Source organism: Pararhizobium qamdonense (genome assembly GCF_029277445.1).
GTDB lineage: Bacteria > Pseudomonadota > Alphaproteobacteria > Rhizobiales > Rhizobiaceae > Pararhizobium > Pararhizobium qamdonense.
The window spans coordinates 1,835,480-1,853,115 of the sequence record NZ_CP119566.1 but is presented as its reverse complement, the minus strand read 5'-3'; the positions used below and the strand labels follow the sequence as shown (position 1 = coordinate 1,853,115).

Sequence of the window (17,636 nt, the reverse complement as noted above, 5' to 3'; positions counted from 1 at the left end):
GACATGAAACACATCGCGTTCGCACTCGCTCTCCTTCTATCGGGCACGGCTCTGTCTTGCACAGCCGGCGCGGCGAATGCACAAGTGCTGACCTTGCTGACCGAGGAATACCCGCCCTATAATTTCACCAGGGACGGCGTGATCACCGGCGCCGCCGTCGAGCAGGCCGAACTGATCATGAAGGCGCTCGGCACGCCCTACGCGCTGGACATCCTCCCCTGGGCGCGGGCGCTGTCACTGGCTGAAAGCCAGCCCTGGACCTGCGTCTTCACGACGGGGCATGACGAGGAGCGGCACAAGCGCTTCAAATGGGTGGAGCCGCTGCTGGTCGATCGCATGGTCATGCTGCGCAAGATCGGCTCGGGCATCAATCCCGCCGGTATCGAAGAGGCCAAGCGCTTCACCATCGGAACGCAGCGCGGCGATTTCTCCAGCACTTTTCTCGAGAACCATGCCTTTCCGAAGATCGACCTGGCGACCGATATCGAAACGACGCTCAGGAAGCTGCTCGCAGACCGTATCGATCTGATGGTGACCTCCGAAAAGACCTTCGAGGCGATGCGCGACGAGGGCAAGGCGGTCGAACCCGCCCTCCTGCTTGAGGGCAAGCTCTACGGCTTTGCCTGCAACCTTGCCCTGCCGGATACCGTGGTAAACGGCATGCAGACGCAGCTGGAAAAGCTCATTGCCGACGGCACCCAGGACCGGATCTTCGCCAAATACGGAATTCGCTCGCACCGCTGATATCAGAAGGCGACGGGCGAAACCCGCCCATAAAACAGCGCATGCCTCAGCCAGACGGTTGACATCCGCGTGACAACGCGGTGCAAGACGGGTCTGTCCGACTGTAGAGATATGTCCATGCTGATTTTCGCAGGTCTTGGTAATCCCGGCGCCGACTATGCCGGCAACCGCCACAATATCGGCTTCATGGCCGTCGATGCGATCCAGCGGCGCCACAATTTCTCGCCCTGGTCGAAGAAATTCAAGGCACTGATCTCGGAGGGCGAGATCGGCGGTGAACGCGTGCTGCTGATGAAGCCGCAGACCTTCATGAACCTGTCGGGCGAGGCCGTCGGCGAAGCCATGCGCTTTTTCAAGCTGGAGCCGAAGCATGTTCTGGCGATCTACGACGAACTCGATCTGATCGAGGGCAAGGCGCGGATCAAGACCGGCGGCGGCCATGGCGGCCATAACGGCATCAAGTCGCTGGATGCCCATTGCGGCCGCGAATACCGCCGCCTGCGCCTCGGCATCGGCCATCCGGGATCCAAGGAAAGGGTTCACAATCATGTGCTCGGCGACTTTTCCAAGGCCGACAGGGTTTGGCTGGAGCCGCTGCTGGAGGCGCTTGCCGACAATGCGGAGATGCTGGTGAAAGCGGAGGATTCGCAGTTTTTGAACAAGCTGACGCTTGCCACCGGCGGCAAGCCGGACCCTGAACCGGCAGCAGCGAAACCGGCCTCCACCAAACCAGCGGGAAACTCCCATATCCGCCAGGCCCGCAACAACGCCCAGCCGAAAATCCTGCCGGCGACCGGCCCGATGGCCGACATGCTGAAGAAGCTGTTCGGCAACAAGGACGAGTAGACAGATGCAAGCAGGCGCCCTCGACATCCGCCCGGCAGCACCGGCCGATCTGCAGGCATTGCTGGCGCTCTACCGCCATCTCAATGCGGATGACCCGGAGATTGCGCCCGATATCGCCATCGAGCGTTTTGCCGCAATCACAGCCCAGCCCGGCATGACCATGCTGATCGGCCTCCTGGACGGCGTCCTGACCTCATCCGTGACGCTGGTGGTGATCCCGAACCTGACGCGTGGCGGCGCGCCCTATGCGCTGATCGAAAATGTCGTCACCCACGCGGATTACCGCAAGCGCGGCCATGCGGGGGCGCTCATCCGTCACGCGTGCGCATCGGCCTGGCAACAGGGCTGTTACAAGGTCATGCTGCTGTCCGGCTCGAAGGACGCAGCGACGCTGGCATTCTACAGGGGATGCGGGTTCTTGCAGGACAAGACCGGCTTTCAGATCAGACGGCCAGCCGGTCTTTAGAGCCTCGTACGATAAATGAGGCTCTAAGGCCGCCCCCCTATTCTTCAGGCTCCGTGGTGAACATCAGCGGAAAGCCCGCCTCCTTGCCGAGATCGGTGGCTTCCTTGGCCTTGCTCTCGGCAATATCCCGGGCACAAACGACGATGACGCAGACGCCCATCTTGTGGGCCGTCAACATCATCCGGTAGCCGGTCTCCTCGCTCATATGGAACACCGCCTTCAAAACCATGATGACGAATTCGCGCGGCGTATAGTCGTCGTTGATCAGAATGACCTTGTAGAGCTTCGGCCTTTCGAGCTTCGGCTTGGTCACGGTTTTGGGTTTGAGACTGGTATCGTTGTCCGCCATCGGAAATCCGCCCGTTCGATCACAGGAGTGGAGGAAAGACCCATTGTGCATCGCAAGCCGCCCTCAAACAAGATGCGCTGCGCCGCGATCTCCCCTATAAAGCCTGCAAAACCGGACTGAGGCTTGACCTTGGCCGAAGTTTCCGCAAAAGGCACTGCAACAGAATTCGATCGGACAGGTTTCAAGACCATGGGTTTCAAATGCGGTATCGTCGGACTGCCGAATGTCGGCAAGTCCACTCTCTTCAACGCGCTGACCAAGACGGCGCAGGCGCAGGCCGCGAACTATCCGTTCTGCACCATCGAGCCGAACACGGGCGAAGTCGCCGTACCCGATCCGCGCATGCGCAAGCTGGCCGATATCGCCAAGTCCAAGGAACTGATCCCGACCCGCATCTCCTTCGTCGATATTGCCGGCCTCGTGCGTGGCGCATCGAAGGGTGAAGGCCTCGGCAACAAGTTCCTGGCCAATATCCGCGAAGTCGATGCGACCGTGCATGTGCTGCGCTGCTTCGAAGACGACGACATCACCCATGTCGAAGGCCGCATCAACCCGGTCGGCGATGCCGAAACGATCGAGACCGAGCTGATGCTCGCCGACCTTGAAAGCCTGGAGCGCCGCACCGAACAGACGCGCAAGCGCGCAGCCTCGAAGGACAAGGAATCCGTCGCCCTGCTGCCGGTGATGGACGCGGCCCTGAAGCTGCTCCAGGATGGCAAGCCGGTGCGCACTCTGCTGCCGACGCTGGATGCGGAGGAAAAGCTGGTGCTGCAGGGCCTCAATCTGCTCACCGCTCATCCGGTTCTCTATGTCTGCAACGTCGCCGAAGCCGATGCCGTGTCCGGCAATGCCCATACCAAGGCCGTTGAAGACATGGCCAAGGCGCAAGGCGCCGAAACCGTCGTGATCTCGGCGGCGATCGAATCCGAAGTCGCCCAGCTGCCGGAAGAGGAAGCCAAGGAATTCCTGGAGGCGCTCGGCCTGCACGAAGCCGGCCTCGACCAGCTGATCCGCGCCGGCTACAAGCTGCTCGATCTCATCACCTATTTCACCGTGGGCCCCAAGGAAACACGCGCCTGGACCATTCCGCGCGGCACCAAGGCACCGGCCGCCGCCGGCGTCATCCATACGGATTTCGAACGCGGCTTCATCCGCGCCTTCACCATCGCCTATGAGGATTACATCGCCTTCAACGGCGAAACCGGCGCCAAGGAAGCCGGCAAGGCGCGCGACGAAGGCAAGGAATATGTCGTCCAGGACGGCGACGTCATCCATTTCCGCTTCAACACCTAAGGACGTCGCTGGGCTGTCTGAAAGATTTGACAGAGCACACCGAATAAAAGACCGGGCAACGCCGTTCGTTCACTGTGACGGGCGGCGTTTGCGTTTGTGGCGATTTGCGGCCGCCACGGTGCTTGCCCTTCGGCCGATCGGCTATATGTTTGCCTCGCAATCACTTGAGGAGTCTTCGATGCGCCTGATCCCTGCCCTTCTGCTTTCGACCGCCCTCGTCACCCAATCGGCGCAGGCTGCGGATATCAGCCATCAGGGCGCGCAGGAACTCGAGCAGAAATTCACCTCCTACCTGCCGGAAAACCTGGCAAAGTCCGGCCTGATCAAGGTCCGCCCTGGCACCGCCGACTATGAGGTGACGTTCGACCCGACAGTTCTTCTCAAGGATGTCGATCCAAAAAACTTCAGCATTTCAGGCCTTAAACCCTTCCTGTCGCTGATCCGGCCGATGGAAGACGGTCTCTGGCACTTTTCCCAGTCCGCCGATCTCGATGTGAAGGGGCAGTTCACCGCAGGAGCCGAAAAGGCCGATTTCACCTACAAGATCGATGCGATGCGTGCCGAAGGCATTGTCGATCCCGATCTGCTCTATTTCAAATCCGCAGACATGTCGGCAAACGGCCTGTTCATGACGTCGAAGACACCGCAGCAATCGGTCGAAGCGCGGTTCGGGTCGATGACATCGACGATGAATGCGACGCGGGCAACGCCTGACACGATCGACATCCGCTCCAACATGGCGATGAACGGCTTTACCGAAACGATCATCGATCCCGCCAAGATGAAGGTCGATATAACCGCCGACACCGTGACGGCGGATGTCGCGTTCAACGGTCTTAGCTATCGCCCGGTGCAGGATCTCGTCTTCTTCATCCTCGACAATGTGAAGAAGGACAAGCTGCTGCCGACCGAGCAGGTGCGTCTCAAGTCTCTGGTCCGCGCCAATCTGCCGATGTTCGAGAACCTTTTGGAATCGATCGAGGTCGCCAACCTGAAGGTTGCCACTCCGACCGGCACCTATGGCGCCGAAGCCCTGCGCTACACGATCGACACCAACGGCCTCAAGGACGACGCGAAGGTCGGCTTCGGCGTCACCATCGACAAGCCGTCGCTGCCGCCGGGCCTGGTTCCGCTGGCCTTCAGCTCGGCGCTGCCGGACACCGTGACCACCCGCATCTCGCTGGAAAAGCTCAACCTGGCAAGCGGCATCACTTATCTGATCGACCGTGCCAATTTCGACGCCGAAAAGCCGCTGACCGACGAACAGTCGGCAGAAGCCGGCCGCATCTTCCTGCCCGGCGGCGCAATGACGATCAAATATGACGAGGTCTCGGCCCGCTCCGCCGTCTACGACTTCAGCCTGTCGGGCACCACCACCGTCTATCCCGACCAGCAGGGCCGCCAGACCACCGACCTGACGCTCTATGCCAAAGATTTCGGCAAGACGATTTCATATTTGCAGGACAATGCCGCCACCGTGCCGGAATTCGGCCAGGCCGCATTCATGCTGCTGATGGTCAAGGGCTTTGCCAAACAGGCACAGGATGGCCGCGACATGTGGAATATCGTCGTCGACGAAAACAAGAAAGTGAAGATCAACGGCCAGGACCTGCCCTTCCAGCCGTGATCTGATCGCACGTCAAAACATCGACGTTTCCATTTCCCAGAACAGGCCCGGATGCTAGAAAGGGCCTGTTGGAGGGCATTATACCATGCTTCATTTCGAGGATTTTCCAGCCGGCAAACGGTTCGACTTCAAACCGGTCGAGGTCAAGGCCGATGACGTCATCGCCTTTGCGTCCGAATTCGATCCGCAGCCGATGCACCTGTCGCAGGAGGGCGGCAAGGAGAGCATTCTCGGCGGGCTGGCGGCGTCCGGCTGGCACACCAGCGCGCTGATGATGCGCGCACTCTGCGACAGCTACATCCACGAAACGGCATCGGAAGGTTCTCCCGGTGTCGACAGCATGGAATGGAAGAAGGCGGTGCTTGCCGGCGATACGCTGTCTGGCAGCTGCACGGTCATCGAGGCGCGGGTTTCCCGCTCGCGACCGGAAATCGGCATCGTCAAGTTTAGAGCCGTCGTCACCAACCAGCGCGGCGAGACCGTGGCGATCTGCGATTATGCCAACATGATCCGCTGCCAAAAGGCGGGAGAGACGGCATGAAACTGTCGGAACTCCATCCTGAAGGAACACGGGAAACCATCGGCACGGTGACCTTCACCGCCGAAGACATCATCCGTTTCGCTGGAAAATTCGATCCGCAGCCGTTTCATCTCGATGCGGAGCTTGCGAAGCAATCGCTGTTCGGCGGGCTTTGCGCTTCGGGCTGGCATACCTGCGCCGGCTGGATGAAATGTTTTGTGCCCTACTGGCTGGGGGAAGCCAAGCGGCTTGCCGCCGAAGGCATCACCGCACCAAAACTCGGACCCTCGCCCGGCTTTCGCGACATGCGCTGGCTGCGCCCGGTTTTTGCCGGCGACACGATCACCTATTTCGTCACCTTCGTTGCGGCAAAGGATCTGGAATCGCGGCCGGGATGGCGGATCAACACCATCCTGTGCGAGGGCGAAAACCAGGACGGCCAGCCGGTGATCCGGTTCGAAAGCAAGGTCATCGAGTTTCCCTAATCTGTCCTGATCAGGGCTTGAGGCGGTAGACCGGATGCAGGCGGGAGGTGATGGCTTCGGGCAGGACCGAAGCCATTGCGAGCAGCACCTGCCAGGAGCACTTATCCCGCGCTATCAGTGGCCGTCGAATTCGATCAGCGTCAGCACCTTGACGCCCAGCGCCTCGATCTTCTTTCGGCCGCCCAGTTCCGGCAGGTCGATGATGAAGCAGGCGGCGACGATATCGGCACCCATCTGCTGCAAAAGTTTGGTCGCGCCTTCGGCTGTGCCACCGGTGGCGATGAGGTCATCGACCAGAATGACCTTTTCACCGGGCTTGATGGCATCGCGATGCATTTCCATCTCATCGACGCCGTATTCCAGGCTGTAGGCGATGCGCACCGTATCGTGCGGCAGCTTGCCCTTCTTGCGGATCGGCACGAAACCGGCCGACATCTGGTGCGCCATGGCGCCACCGATGATGAAGCCGCGTGCCTCGACGCCCGCGACCTTGTCGATCTTGGTTCCGGCAAAGGGATGCACGAGCTCGTCGATGGCCCGGCGAAAGGCGCGCGGATTGCCCAGCAGCGTGGTGATATCGCGGAACATGATGCCGGGTTTCGGATAATCCGCGATGTTGCGGATCGAATCGATCAGTTCCTGCTGAAGAGAAGAGCTCATGATGGAAGGCATGCCTTTGCGGACGTCTCAGGGAGACGAAGGCATAGCATTAAAGCCGGGATTTTCTATAGGGCTTTCTGATGGAAATCCGCTGGAAGCAGGACCCGACCTGCCCTGCCCCAAACCCCGGCCTCTTGACGCCGCTACTGGGCGGTATCGCTGGTCTTGAGCTTATCCTGCACCTTCTTGGCCACATCCGGATTGGTCTGTGCGGCGGTGATGATGGTCTTGTATTCGTCAAGCGACATGTCCGGCGACTTCTCGACCGCATTGATCATCTGCTTGTTGGCTTCGTTCTGAAGCTTCTGCTTGTTGACGGCATCCTTTTCGGCGCCGATCTTGGCGGCATAGTCCTGGCGCACCTTGTCCACCTGCAGATAGGCGACGGCGAAGGCTTCGATCTTCTGGTCGCTGATGGCAGCCGGTGCCGTGCCCTGCATCGGCTGGGTGCCCTGGGGTTCGGCAGCGCTTTGTGCAAAAGCGGGCGAGCTGATGACGATCAGGCTGAGAGCGGCAGCGGTCAGCGCTGCAACGGGCATGTGGCGAATGGTCATATGCGTGTCCTTCCTTAAGTCAGTCTCAAGACGATTTGCACCGTCCTTTCCGAAAGGGGCGAACCCCGGCCTTAAGGGTTGCGGACGGATCGGGCGACAATGTGACCCTGAAAAGGAAGCTTCGTGGCCATGTCGCGTTCAGAACACGGGTATCGCGTCGCCATCTCCACCCTTATTGTGAACGCGATCCGGCTATCGGCGGAACCATCGAGTGCAATTTTCGGTTATAGTCGCAGCGTCCCGCTGGGCAATTCAGGCCAAGGGGAACGTGCAAACGCAAGGAGGAGCATCATGCGATTGTTTGAATGCGGGACCCTCGTGCCCGGCTGCGAATGGCACACCCACGCCGACAGCGACGCCGAAGTCGTTCGCCGCGCCGTGGAGCATATGCGCTCGACGCATGGAGAAACGCTGATTCGCGAAAATATGGTCGATAATATCAAGGCGCGCATCGTCGATGAGGCGAAGGTCGCCTAAATCAGATCATCGATTGAAGCCGGGCAACCAGCGTTGCCCGGTCGGCGTTGAAATTCCCATCCACCCATTTGTCTTCCAGCTGCGCCAAAATCTCGCCCACACGCGGTCCGGCCGCAACGCCGGTTGCCAGTACATCCGCGCCCGTCAGCGGAAAGCTCGGCTTTTGCCATTTTTCCGCCCGTGTCAGCAGGCGTTGCAGCCTTGCCGTCTCCGGTAGCAGCGACGGATCGCTTTCGGATTTCTGCCGCGACGAGGCCAGCGCCAGCCGCAGCGCGGTCGCCAATCCCTTTTCGCCATTGCGGTAAAGCAGCCTGTCAAATGCCGTATCGGCAATCTCGGCCGGCAGGCGCGGCGCCTTGGTCCAGGCGGAATAATAAGCGGCTTCGGCCTTCGACAGCCGCAGCCGCTTGGCCATGGTCTCCAGCCGTTCGGTATCCGGCGGAACGATCGATGCCAGCCTCAGCAGCGGATCGGGCTGCCAGCCGAAAGCCTGCTCGGCCGCAATCAGGCCGGGGATCGCATCGATGCCCCATTTTTCGCTTTCCGGCAGAATCTCCGTCAGCACGCCGGAGGTGCGCATCCACAGCAGGGCCCGGCCAGGATTTTCAGCCGATAGCAGCTTTTTCAATTCCGACCAGACGCGCTCGGCGGACAAGGTCGACAGCTTCGAGCGGGCCTGCGCGCAGGCGCGAAGACCATCGGCATCCGGGCGGCCCGAGCCGTAAAAGGCAAAGAACCGGAAGAACCGCAGCACCCGCAGATAGTCTTCCGCCACCCGCTCGCTGGCATTGCCGATGAAGCGGATATTGCGTTTTTCGATATCGGCGAGACCGCCGACGAGATCGATCACCTCGCCCCTGGCATCGGCATAGAGCGCATTGACCGTCAGGTCGCGCCGCTCGGCATCCACCGTCCAGTCGGTGCCAAATGCAACCTCGGCATGGCGGCCATCCGTTTCCACGTCCCGGCGCAGCGTCGTCACTTCGTAAGGCTTGCCGTCAATGACCAGCGTCACCGTTCCGTGTTCGATGCCGGTCGGCACCGCCTTGATGCCAGCGGCTTTTGCACGTGCCACCACCACATCCGGCAAAAGCGTGGTCGCCATGTCGATATCGGCGACGGCAAGCCCCATCAGGCTGTTGCGCACGGCGCCCCCCACGACGCGGACCTCGCCGCCATCGGCATTGAGGAGTTCAAAGACGCGTGTCAGCGCCGGCGCCGAAAACCAGGCCTCGGTGGCAACGGAGGTCATGCGTAAAGCCTTTCATACAACATGCGGACGATGCCCGCAGTAATGCCCCAGATATGCTGCTCGCCATAGGGCATGCTGTAAAAATACCGCTCGGCACCCTTCCAGGTCGCCTGGCCAAGGCCGTGATTGTCGGGGTTCATCAGGAAGGAGAGCGGCACATCGAAGACCGCAGCGACCTCCGCAGGATTGGGAATGAGATCGTAACCGGGCTGGACCACGGCCAGAATGGGGGTGATGCGAAAGCCCGACATCGCCATATAATAGGGCAGCCTGCCAACGGTCTCGACAAAGCGGCGGTCCAGGCCGATTTCCTCTTCCGTTTCGCGCAGCGCCGCGCGCTCGGGTGTGTCATCCTCCGGATCGATCGCGCCGCCGGGAAACGACACCTGGCCGGAATGCTTGCGCAGCGTTGCCGTGCGCCGGGTAAAAATCACCCGCGCCTCGTCGCCATCGTCGATGACAGGCACGAGAACGGCGGCATCCCTCAGCTTCAAAGTTTCCAGATAGGGAACCGTATCCGGATTGAGCAGGAAGTCGCCGTGATCGCGCCACGCCTCCTCATCCGGACTGCCCGATTGCTGCAGCGCGCGGCGGCGAAAGTCATCGGCTGAAAACAGTGGCCCGGTCATTCAGACAAAGCTTCAAGTTCTTGCGCCGGCATGATGGCAAAGGTCACACCGCCGGAGCGCACGGCAAACATCGCGGTGCCATCGATCTCGACCGTCTCGCCGAGCGCCACCAGATCATACATCACCGCGCGCGACACCAGCGCCTCCAGCCTGCCCCGCACGTGCAGATAGGGCTTCAACTCACGGTTTTCGCCATGCACGACGAACCGCAAGGCATGGTCCGGCCCCGCCTCGACGACATCGCCGACATTGGTGCGAAAGGTCAGGACGGGTGCGCCATCATGGTCCGTCACATTCATTTCGACGGCGATAAAAGGAGCATCGGCGATGCGAATGCCTAGTTTTTCCACAGGAGTTACGAGATAGGTCTTGCCGTCCTCATCCTTGCGCAGGACCGTGGAAAACAGCCTCACTAAAGGCTGCCGGCCGATCGGCGTTCCCATGTAGAACCAGGTACCGTCAGCCCGGATTTCCATGTCGATATCGCCGCAAAAGGGCGGATTCCACCGCTCAACCGGGGGTAATCCCTTTGTTTGGCCGTTGGTCTGGCCGGCCGCGCGCGCAATCAGCGCCGCAAGTCCCGCCGCGTCACCCGCCTGATCTATTTCCGCATCCGCCATCGTTCCGTCCCGTTTGGCCCTATTCTTGCTTTTTATCGAGCACTTGCTCACGAGATAGTGCGTTGCCCCCGTCTTGTCAGCCACCGCGCAGTGCATAGATTGAAAAACTGAGACGAAAAGCGCGTTTTTCGCGAATCGGCACCGTTGCCGGCCACTGGAGACAGACAATGGGTGTGATGAAAACGACAGACGGCGCGACCGACGACAAGGCGATCATTGCTGCCGCTGAAAAGGCGCTGAACGAGATCGCTTTGATCCGCAAGGAAGTCGGCAAGGTGATCTTCGGCCAGGAAAGCGTCGTCGAGCAGACGCTGCTGGCGGTGCTGTCGGGCGGCCACGCGCTGCTGGTCGGCGTTCCCGGCCTTGCCAAGACCAAGCTCGTCTCGACGCTCGGCACAGTTCTCGGCCTCAATTCCAGCCGCATCCAGTTCACGCCCGACCTGATGCCCTCGGATATTCTCGGATCCGAAGTCATGGACCAGGATGAAAACGGCCGCCGGTCCTTCCGCTTCGTGCCCGGCCCGATCTTCACGCAGCTTTTGATGGCCGACGAAATCAACCGCGCCAGCCCGCGCACCCAGTCGGCTTTGCTGCAGGCCATGCAGGAATATCACGTCACCGTGGCCGGCCAGCGCAACGACCTGCCGCAGCCCTTCCATGTGCTGGCGACGCAGAACCCGCTGGAGCAGGAGGGCACCTATCCGCTGCCCGAGGCCCAGCTCGACCGCTTTTTGATGCAGGTCGATGTCGGCTATCCCGAGCTTGCGGCCGAACGGCAGATCCTGCTTGAAACCACCGGCACGCATGAATCCGAGGCGCAGGGCGTCATCGATGCCGCCAAGCTGCGCGAAATCCAGCAGCTCATCCGGCAGATGCCGGTCAGCGAAAAGGTGGTCGATGCCATTCTGGCGCTGGTGCGCTCGGCCCGCCCCGGCAACGGCAATGCCGGCACCGACAAGAACGTCGCCTGGGGCCCCGGCCCGCGCGCCGGCCAGTCGCTGATGCTGTGCGCGCGTGCCCGTGCGCTCTATGACGGCAGACTGGCACCCTCCATCGATGATATCATGGCGCTGGCCGAACCGGTGCTGCAGCACCGCATGGCGCTGACATTTGCCGCCCGCGCCGAAGGCATGTCGGTCCGCGACGTGATCACCGGCCTGGTCAAGCAAGCCAAGGGATAATGAATGGCTGCCATAGGCCAAATCGTTGAGCCAACGCCATCCGGAGAAGTCCTGTCCCGTGCGCAGAGCCGTGCCCGGCTAATCCCGGACTGCATGGTCGAGGCAAAGCGCATCGCCAACACGGTGATTTCCGGCTGGCACGGCCGCCGCAAGCGCGGCATCGGCGAGAATTTCTGGCAGTTCCGGCCCTACAGCGATGGCGAAAGCCTGTCGCGCATCGACTGGCGCCGGTCCGCCCGCGACGATCATACCTATGTGCGCGACCGCGAATGGGAGGCGGCCCACACGATCTGGCTCTGGGCCGATCTCTCGCCGTCGATGATGTACAAGTCGAAATTCGGCTCGGTCTCCAAGGAAAGCCGGGCGCTGGTGCTGATGCTCGCCCTGGCCGAGATTCTCGCCCGCTCCGGCGAGCGGATCGGCTGCCCCGGTGTGATGGAGCCGGTTTCGGCCAGAAACGCGGCCGAACGGCTGGCGACGGCCCTGATGCATACGCCGCTTTCGGGCGGCCTGCCGCAGACGCAGATGATCCGCGGCGCAAGCGACCTGGTACTGATCGGCGATTTTCTGGATCCCGCCGATACGATCATGGCGCAGCTCGGCCCGCTCGCACGGCGCGGATTGCGCGGCCATGTCATCGAGATTGCCGATCCTGCGGAGGAAAGCTTTCCCTATGCGGGCCGCACCGAATTCACTGATCCGGAAACCGGCGAGAAACTGACGGCCGGGCGCGCCGAGATTATCCGCGACGACTATCGCCGCGCCTATATCGCACGGCGTGACAGCCTGGGCGAAAACCTGCGCCATCTCGGCTGGACGTTTACGCCGCACCGCACCGACCATCTCGCCTCCGAAGCGCTGGTGGCCGTGCATATGTATCTGTCCGGCATGCCCGGACGCGCCACCCATGGAGGCCAGCTGTGAGCTTCCTGCCGTTCATCTTCGCCAACCCGCTGATGCTGGCCGCGCTTGTTGCGCTTCCGGCCATCTGGTGGCTGTTGCGCATGACGCCGCCAAAGCCGGTCACGGAAGTTTTTCCGCCGCTGCGCATTCTGGCCAGCGTGCTGAAACGCGAGGAAACGCCCTCGAAAAGCCCGTGGTGGCTGACGCTTTTGCGCATGCTGATGGCCGCCGCCATCATTCTCGCCATCGCCGACCCCGTATTCAATCCACGCTCCAACACGCTCGCCGGCAACGGCCCGCTGGCTTTGGTGATCGACAACAGCTGGGCCACATCGACCGATTGGCAACGCCGAGTCGAGACCGCCGATGCGCTGATCAGCGATGCGGAGGAACGCGACCTGCCGGTCTCCGTCGTCTTCACGGCCGATCAGGACCACAACGCCGTGCCCGGATCGGCCGTCAGCGCCCGCAATCGCCTGGCCGCTGCAGCACCGCAGCCGCTGCGCCCCGACCGCGCCGCAGCCGTCAACGCGCTGAGGACTGCGCTGGATGGAACAGCACCTGGAACGCTGGCTTTCCTGTCCGATGGCATCGAGGCGGCGGGCGATAAGGTCATGACCGAGCTTGCAGCGCTGTCGCCGCAAAATTTCAGGCTGATCGAAGGCGGCAAGGATCAGGCCGTGGCCATCAGCAATTCCGCCAATGACGCCGAATCGATGGTGGTGAGCGCCACCCGTCTCGATACGGCCGCGGCCCGCACAGTGCCGGTCACCGCCTATGACACGCGCGGGCGTGCGATCGCCAACGGCTCCGTAGCCTTTGCCGCCGGCGAAGGCGTGGCCCGGGGCACGCTCGCCGCCCCGTTCGAACTGCGCAACGATTTTGCCCGCATCGCCATCGACGGCCAGGCCACGGCCGGCGCCACCTTCCTGCTGGACGACGGCTTTCGCCGCCGCCGCGTCGCGCTTTTGAGCGGCGAGGCCCGCGACCAGTCGCAGCCGCTTTTGTCACCGCTCTACTATATCAACCGGGCGCTTGCCCCCTATGCGGATCTGATCCAGCCGAACGAAGCCGATATGGCGGTCTCGATCCCCGAGCTTCTGGCGCAAAAGCCGTCCATGCTGATCATGGCCGATATCGGCCGCCTGCCGGAAGAAACCTATGCGCCGATCACCAAATGGATCGAAAACGGCGGCACGTTGGTGCGGTTTGCCGGTCCGCGTCTGGCTGCCGCTCCCGCCGACGATCCGCTGGTTCCGGTGACGCTGCGCCAGGGCGAGCGCGCGCTGGGCGGCGCCCTCTCCTGGTCCGAGCCGCAGCCACTTGCCGATTATCCGGCGCTCAGCCCATTTGCCGGCATGCCGCGCCCGGAGGGCATCCTCGTCAAGCGGCAGGTGCTGGCCGAGCCGACCGCCGACCTGTCGTCGCGCACTTGGGCAAGCCTTGCCGATGGTACGCCGCTGGTGACTACGCGAACGCAAGGCTCAGGCCGCATCATCCTGTTTCATGTCAGCGCCGAAGCAACCTGGTCGAACCTGCCGATCTCCGGCGATTTCGTCGAGATGCTGCGCCGGAGCGTGCAACTGTCACGCAGCGGCGGCGTGGCCAGCGAAGGCGCGGCAACCGGCCAGACGCTGGCGCCCTACCGCCTGCTCAATGCCGATGGCGTGCTGATCAGCGAGACCGGCAAGGCGCGGCCTCTGGATATTGCCGCTGGAATCACCCCTATCTCCAGCACCGAGCACCCGCCCGGTCTCTATGGTTCGGAAGAAGGATTTACCGCGCTGAACCTTTTGCCCCGCGACACCACGCTGACGCCGATCGATGCCAGCGGCCTGTCCATTCCCTACACATCCGAGCCGCTGATCGGCGCCGAGGCCTGGTCGCTGAAACCGTCGCTGTTTGCCGCAGCCCTCATTCTGCTGCTGATCGATTCCGCCATCGTCCTGTTCATGGGCGGCGCCTTTGCCCGCTGGAAAATGCCGGCCGCTGCCGCCGTCGTCCTGGCCATCGCCGCAGCCGCGCTGATGGTAATGCCCGGCCAGTCGCTGGCCGATGACAGCAAGCCCGGCGACGACCTTATCATGCGGCAGCTGGACAAGACCCATCTTGCCTATGTCATCACCGGCGAGGCCGAGGTCGATCGTCTTTCCGAACGCGGGCTGGCGGGCCTGACCGACTTCCTCACCTATCGCACGACACTGGAACCCGGCCCGCCGATCGGTCTCGACATTGCCGCCGACGAATTGTCGTTCTACTCGCTGATCTACTGGCCGATTTCAGCCAATGCGCCGATGCCGAGCCAGGCGGCGATCAGCCGGGTTGATGCCTATATGCGCTCGGGCGGCACCGTGCTGTTCGACACACGCGACCAGTTCTCCTCGCTCTCGTCGGCCTCCGGCAGCAGCCCCAACTCCGAGCGGCTGCAGGCGATCCTGGCCGATCTCGACATCCCGCCGCTGGAGCCCGTGCCGACCGACAACGTGCTGACCAAGTCTTTCTATCTTTTGTCGAATTTTCCCGGCCGCTACAATGGCAGTCCATTGTGGATCGAGGCTCAGCCCGACAATGGCGCGCAACCGACCGGCAGGCCGGCGCGGTCCGGCGATGGCGTTTCGCCGATCATGATCACCGGCAACGACTTTGCCGGCGCCTGGGCGATCGACGCCAATGGCATGCCGCTTCTGCCGACTGTGCCGCCGGACGAGCAGCAGCGCGAACTTGCCTTCCGCTCCGGCGTCAACATCATGATGTATATGCTGACCGGCAACTACAAGGCCGACCAGGTGCACATTCCTGCTCTGCTCGAACGGCTTGGCCAGTGAGGGTGCGCAAATGACACTCGATTTCCAGCCCCTACTCCCCTGGCCCTTCATTGCCGGACTGGCGCTTGCCGCCGTGCTTCTGTCAGCGCTCGGCTTCTGGCGCGGCGTGCGGGGCGCCACTTTGCGCACCGCAGCGCTTGCCGCGCTCTGCCTTGCCATAGCCAATCCGGTGTTCTTCCAGGAGGAGCGCGAACCGCTCTCCACCATCGTCGGTGTCGTCGTCGATCGCAGCCAGAGCCAGGACAATGCCGGCCGCCGCGCCATGACCGACCAGGCGCTGGCGACGCTGAAAGAGCGGCTGGCCAAATTCCCGCAGATCGAGGCGCGCATCGTCGAAGCCGCCGATGACGAAAATACCGAAACGCCATCGACCAAGCTGTTCACGGCCCTGCAGACGGCATTGGCAGACGTGCCGCCTGCCCGCGTCGGCGGCGCGATCTTCATCACCGACGGCCAGATCCATGACGTTCCCGATATCAACCAGCCGCTCGGCTTCGATGCGCCGATCCATGGCCTGATCACCGGCAGGCCCGACGAATTCGACCGGCGCGTCGAGATCGTCAGCGGGCCGCGCTTCGGCATTGTCGGCGAGGAACAGAAGGTGACGTTCCGCATCGCCGATGACGGCCAGGCGCCCGGCGGCACGGCGGAAGTGACCGTCAGCCTCAACGGCAACCAGATCGCCACCGAAATGGCTGAGCCCGGCACCGATGTGCCCTTCGCGTTCACGGTGCCGCGCGGTGGCAACAATATCCTCGAATTTGCCGTGGCGCCGGTGGATGGTGAAGTAACCCAGGCCAATAACCGCGCCGTGCACGTCATCGACGGCATCCGGGAAAACCTGCGCGTGCTGCTTGTTTCGGGCGAGCCGCATTCCGGCGAACGCGCCTGGCGCAACCTGTTGAAATCCGACGCCGCCGTCGATCTCGTGCATTTCACCATTCTGCGGCCGCCGGAAAAGCAGGACGGTACGCCGATCAACGAATTGTCGCTGATCGCGTTTCCAACCCGCGAACTGTTCGTCGACAAGATCCAGGAATTCGACCTGATCATCTTCGACCGCTACCAGCATCGCGGCGTGCTGCCGATCCTCTACTATGACAATATCGCCCAATATGTCGAAAACGGCGGCGCGCTCTTGATTGCCGCTGGACCTGAACATGCCGGCGATGACTCCATCGCGACGACGCCTCTGTCGGCCGTTCTCCCCGCAAGCCCGACCGGCTTTATGAACGAAAAGGCCTTCTATCCGCGCCTGTCGGACGAAGGCAAGAAACACCCGGTCACTCGTGGGCTCGAAGGTGCGGATAGCGAACCGCCGCATTGGGGCCGCTGGTTCCGTACGGTGGATGTCGCACCGCCGCTCGGCCAAACGGTGATGCAGGCGGCCGACGGCAAGCCTTTGCTCGTCTTGAACCGCGTCGGAAAGGGCCGCGTCGCCATGCTGCTTTCCGATCAGGGCTGGCTCTGGGCACGCGGCTTTGAGGGCGGCGGCCCGAGCGTTTCGCTCTATCGCCGCACCGCCCACTGGCTGATGCAGGAACCGGCGCTGGAGGAAGAGGCCCTGACGGCGCATGCGCGCGGCCGCACGCTCGAAATCGCCCGGCAGACGATTGCCGGCGATCCGGGCCTGGCAACGCTCACCTATCCGTCCGGCAAGACCGAGGAGATCACGCTGGCGGAGGGCGAACCGGGTCTCTACAAGGCCAGCGTGCGCACCACCGAGACCGGGCTTTTCGATATCACCAATGGCGAACTGAACACGCTGGTTCATGTCGGCAGCGTCGATGCGCCCGAATTCAAGGCGACGATCTCGACCACGCAGACGCTTGCCCCTTGGGCGGAAAAGACCAAGGGCTTGGTCCAGCGCCTCGCCAGCGCGGATGGCCCGGTCGATGTGCCGCAGATCCTGCCGGTACGCGGCACCGTCCGCGTCGCTGATGATCAGCGCATGTCGCTGCGCATGACCGACGAAACGGTGCTGAAAGGCATCAATTCGCTGTCGCTGTTCGCCGGCTTCCTCGGCCTGGCCGCCCTGCTGTTCGTGCTCTCGGCCACGTGGCACCGTGAGGGGCGGTAGGAAATTGGGGCTGAGGTTCGCCTCGGCTTGCCGCATCGAGAGCCTCAACGCCTCCGTCATTCCTGTGCTTGTCGCAGCAATCCAGTGCGCCGCGTCCGTGGCGCGCAAGACCCTTCCGGAAAGCG

The 17,636-nt window shown here is 62.4% G+C and carries 18 protein-coding genes; 12 read left to right on the top strand and 6 right to left on the bottom strand.

Translation table 11 applies throughout. The features are described from left to right. The first annotated feature begins 3 nt into the window (after positions 1-3). From PYR65_RS08965 to PYR65_RS08955, 3 genes are all read left to right on the top strand, one after another. On the top strand, positions 4-744 hold the full coding sequence (locus PYR65_RS08965) for a substrate-binding periplasmic protein (protein WP_276120719.1): 741 nt from the start codon (positions 4-6) through the stop codon (positions 742-744). 117 nt (positions 745-861) lie between these two features. Further along, positions 862-1,590: an aminoacyl-tRNA hydrolase gene (gene pth, locus PYR65_RS08960; RefSeq protein WP_276120718.1), complete on the top strand. Its 729-nt coding sequence runs from the start codon at positions 862-864 to the stop codon at positions 1,588-1,590. 4 nt (positions 1,591-1,594) lie between these two features. Continuing rightward, a complete protein-coding gene (locus PYR65_RS08955) occupies positions 1,595-2,056 on the top strand; it encodes a GNAT family N-acetyltransferase (RefSeq protein WP_276120717.1) in 462 nt (153 codons plus the stop codon). 37 nt (positions 2,057-2,093) lie between these two features. On the opposite strand, the gene clpS is transcribed toward PYR65_RS08955, so the two are convergent. Continuing rightward, the gene (gene clpS, locus PYR65_RS08950; protein ID WP_060638925.1) at positions 2,094-2,405 is read right to left on the bottom strand and encodes an ATP-dependent Clp protease adapter ClpS; all 312 of its coding nucleotides are present in this window, start codon (positions 2,403-2,405) and stop codon (positions 2,094-2,096) included. Between the two features lie 189 nt (positions 2,406-2,594). Between clpS and ychF the strand changes: the two genes are divergently transcribed. From ychF to PYR65_RS08930, 4 genes are all read left to right on the top strand, one after another. Beyond that, positions 2,595-3,698: a redox-regulated ATPase YchF gene (gene ychF, locus PYR65_RS08945; protein ID WP_276121010.1), complete on the top strand. Its 1,104-nt coding sequence runs from the start codon at positions 2,595-2,597 to the stop codon at positions 3,696-3,698. Positions 3,699-3,876: 178 nt separating this feature from the next. Further along, positions 3,877-5,325, top strand: a complete 1,449-nt coding sequence (locus tag PYR65_RS08940) for a hypothetical protein (RefSeq protein WP_276120716.1) — start codon at positions 3,877-3,879, stop codon at positions 5,323-5,325. An 85-nt stretch (positions 5,326-5,410) separates the two neighbouring features. Continuing rightward, positions 5,411-5,866 carry a MaoC family dehydratase gene (locus tag PYR65_RS08935; RefSeq protein ID WP_276120715.1) on the top strand — a complete coding sequence of 152 codons (456 nt, stop codon included), beginning with the start codon at positions 5,411-5,413 and terminating at the stop codon, positions 5,864-5,866. Further along, entirely contained in the window at positions 5,863-6,330 is a 468-nt protein-coding gene (locus tag PYR65_RS08930; protein WP_060638922.1) for a MaoC family dehydratase, read from the top strand. Before PYR65_RS08935 ends, PYR65_RS08930 begins: the two co-directional genes overlap by 4 nt. A 114-nt stretch (positions 6,331-6,444) precedes the next feature. On the opposite strand, the gene PYR65_RS08925 is transcribed toward PYR65_RS08930, so the two are convergent. Continuing rightward, complete coding sequence (locus PYR65_RS08925; RefSeq protein WP_060638974.1) at positions 6,445-6,990, bottom strand: adenine phosphoribosyltransferase; 546 nt, start codon at positions 6,988-6,990, stop codon at positions 6,445-6,447. Between the two features lie 143 nt (positions 6,991-7,133). Further along, complete coding sequence (locus PYR65_RS08920; protein ID WP_060638921.1) at positions 7,134-7,544, bottom strand: DUF4168 domain-containing protein; 411 nt, start codon at positions 7,542-7,544, stop codon at positions 7,134-7,136. Positions 7,545-7,835: 291 nt separating this feature from the next. Here PYR65_RS08920 and PYR65_RS08915 point away from each other — a divergent pair, with 291 nt between their 5' ends. Next, positions 7,836-8,021: a DUF1059 domain-containing protein gene (locus PYR65_RS08915; protein WP_276120714.1), complete on the top strand. Its 186-nt coding sequence runs from the start codon at positions 7,836-7,838 to the stop codon at positions 8,019-8,021. A gap of 1 nt (position 8,022) precedes the next feature. Here PYR65_RS08915 and PYR65_RS08910 read toward each other — a convergent pair whose 3' ends face one another. Genes PYR65_RS08910 through PYR65_RS08900 form a run of 3 tightly spaced genes read right to left on the bottom strand, consistent with a single transcriptional unit; the run spans position 8,023 to position 10,522 of the window. Continuing rightward, positions 8,023-9,273, bottom strand: coding sequence for a CCA tRNA nucleotidyltransferase (locus PYR65_RS08910; RefSeq protein WP_276120713.1), 1,251 nt, complete (start codon positions 9,271-9,273; stop codon positions 8,023-8,025). Next, positions 9,270-9,902: a CoA pyrophosphatase gene (locus PYR65_RS08905; protein WP_276120712.1), complete on the bottom strand. Its 633-nt coding sequence runs from the start codon at positions 9,900-9,902 to the stop codon at positions 9,270-9,272. Before PYR65_RS08905 ends, PYR65_RS08910 begins: the two co-directional genes overlap by 4 nt. Further along, positions 9,899-10,522: a DUF1285 domain-containing protein gene (locus tag PYR65_RS08900; protein ID WP_276120711.1), complete on the bottom strand. Its 624-nt coding sequence runs from the start codon at positions 10,520-10,522 to the stop codon at positions 9,899-9,901. The genes PYR65_RS08905 and PYR65_RS08900 overlap by 4 nt, the downstream gene beginning before the upstream one ends. Positions 10,523-10,689: 167 nt before the next feature. Here PYR65_RS08900 and PYR65_RS08895 point away from each other — a divergent pair, with 167 nt between their 5' ends. The 4 genes from PYR65_RS08895 to PYR65_RS08880 are packed head-to-tail and all read left to right on the top strand — an operon-like array spanning position 10,690 to position 17,511. Then, positions 10,690-11,703, top strand: a complete 1,014-nt coding sequence (locus PYR65_RS08895; protein ID WP_276120710.1) for an AAA family ATPase — start codon at positions 10,690-10,692, stop codon at positions 11,701-11,703. Positions 11,704-11,706: 3 nt separating this feature from the next. Next, positions 11,707-12,627, top strand: coding sequence for a DUF58 domain-containing protein (locus PYR65_RS08890; RefSeq protein WP_060638916.1), 921 nt, complete (start codon positions 11,707-11,709; stop codon positions 12,625-12,627). Continuing rightward, positions 12,624-15,431, top strand: coding sequence for a DUF4159 domain-containing protein (locus PYR65_RS08885; protein ID WP_276120709.1), 2,808 nt, complete (start codon positions 12,624-12,626; stop codon positions 15,429-15,431). Before PYR65_RS08890 ends, PYR65_RS08885 begins: the two co-directional genes overlap by 4 nt. 10 nt (positions 15,432-15,441) lie before the next feature. Next, positions 15,442-17,511: a hypothetical protein gene (locus PYR65_RS08880; RefSeq protein ID WP_276120708.1), complete on the top strand. Its 2,070-nt coding sequence runs from the start codon at positions 15,442-15,444 to the stop codon at positions 17,509-17,511. The last annotated feature ends 125 nt before the right edge of the window (positions 17,512-17,636 follow it).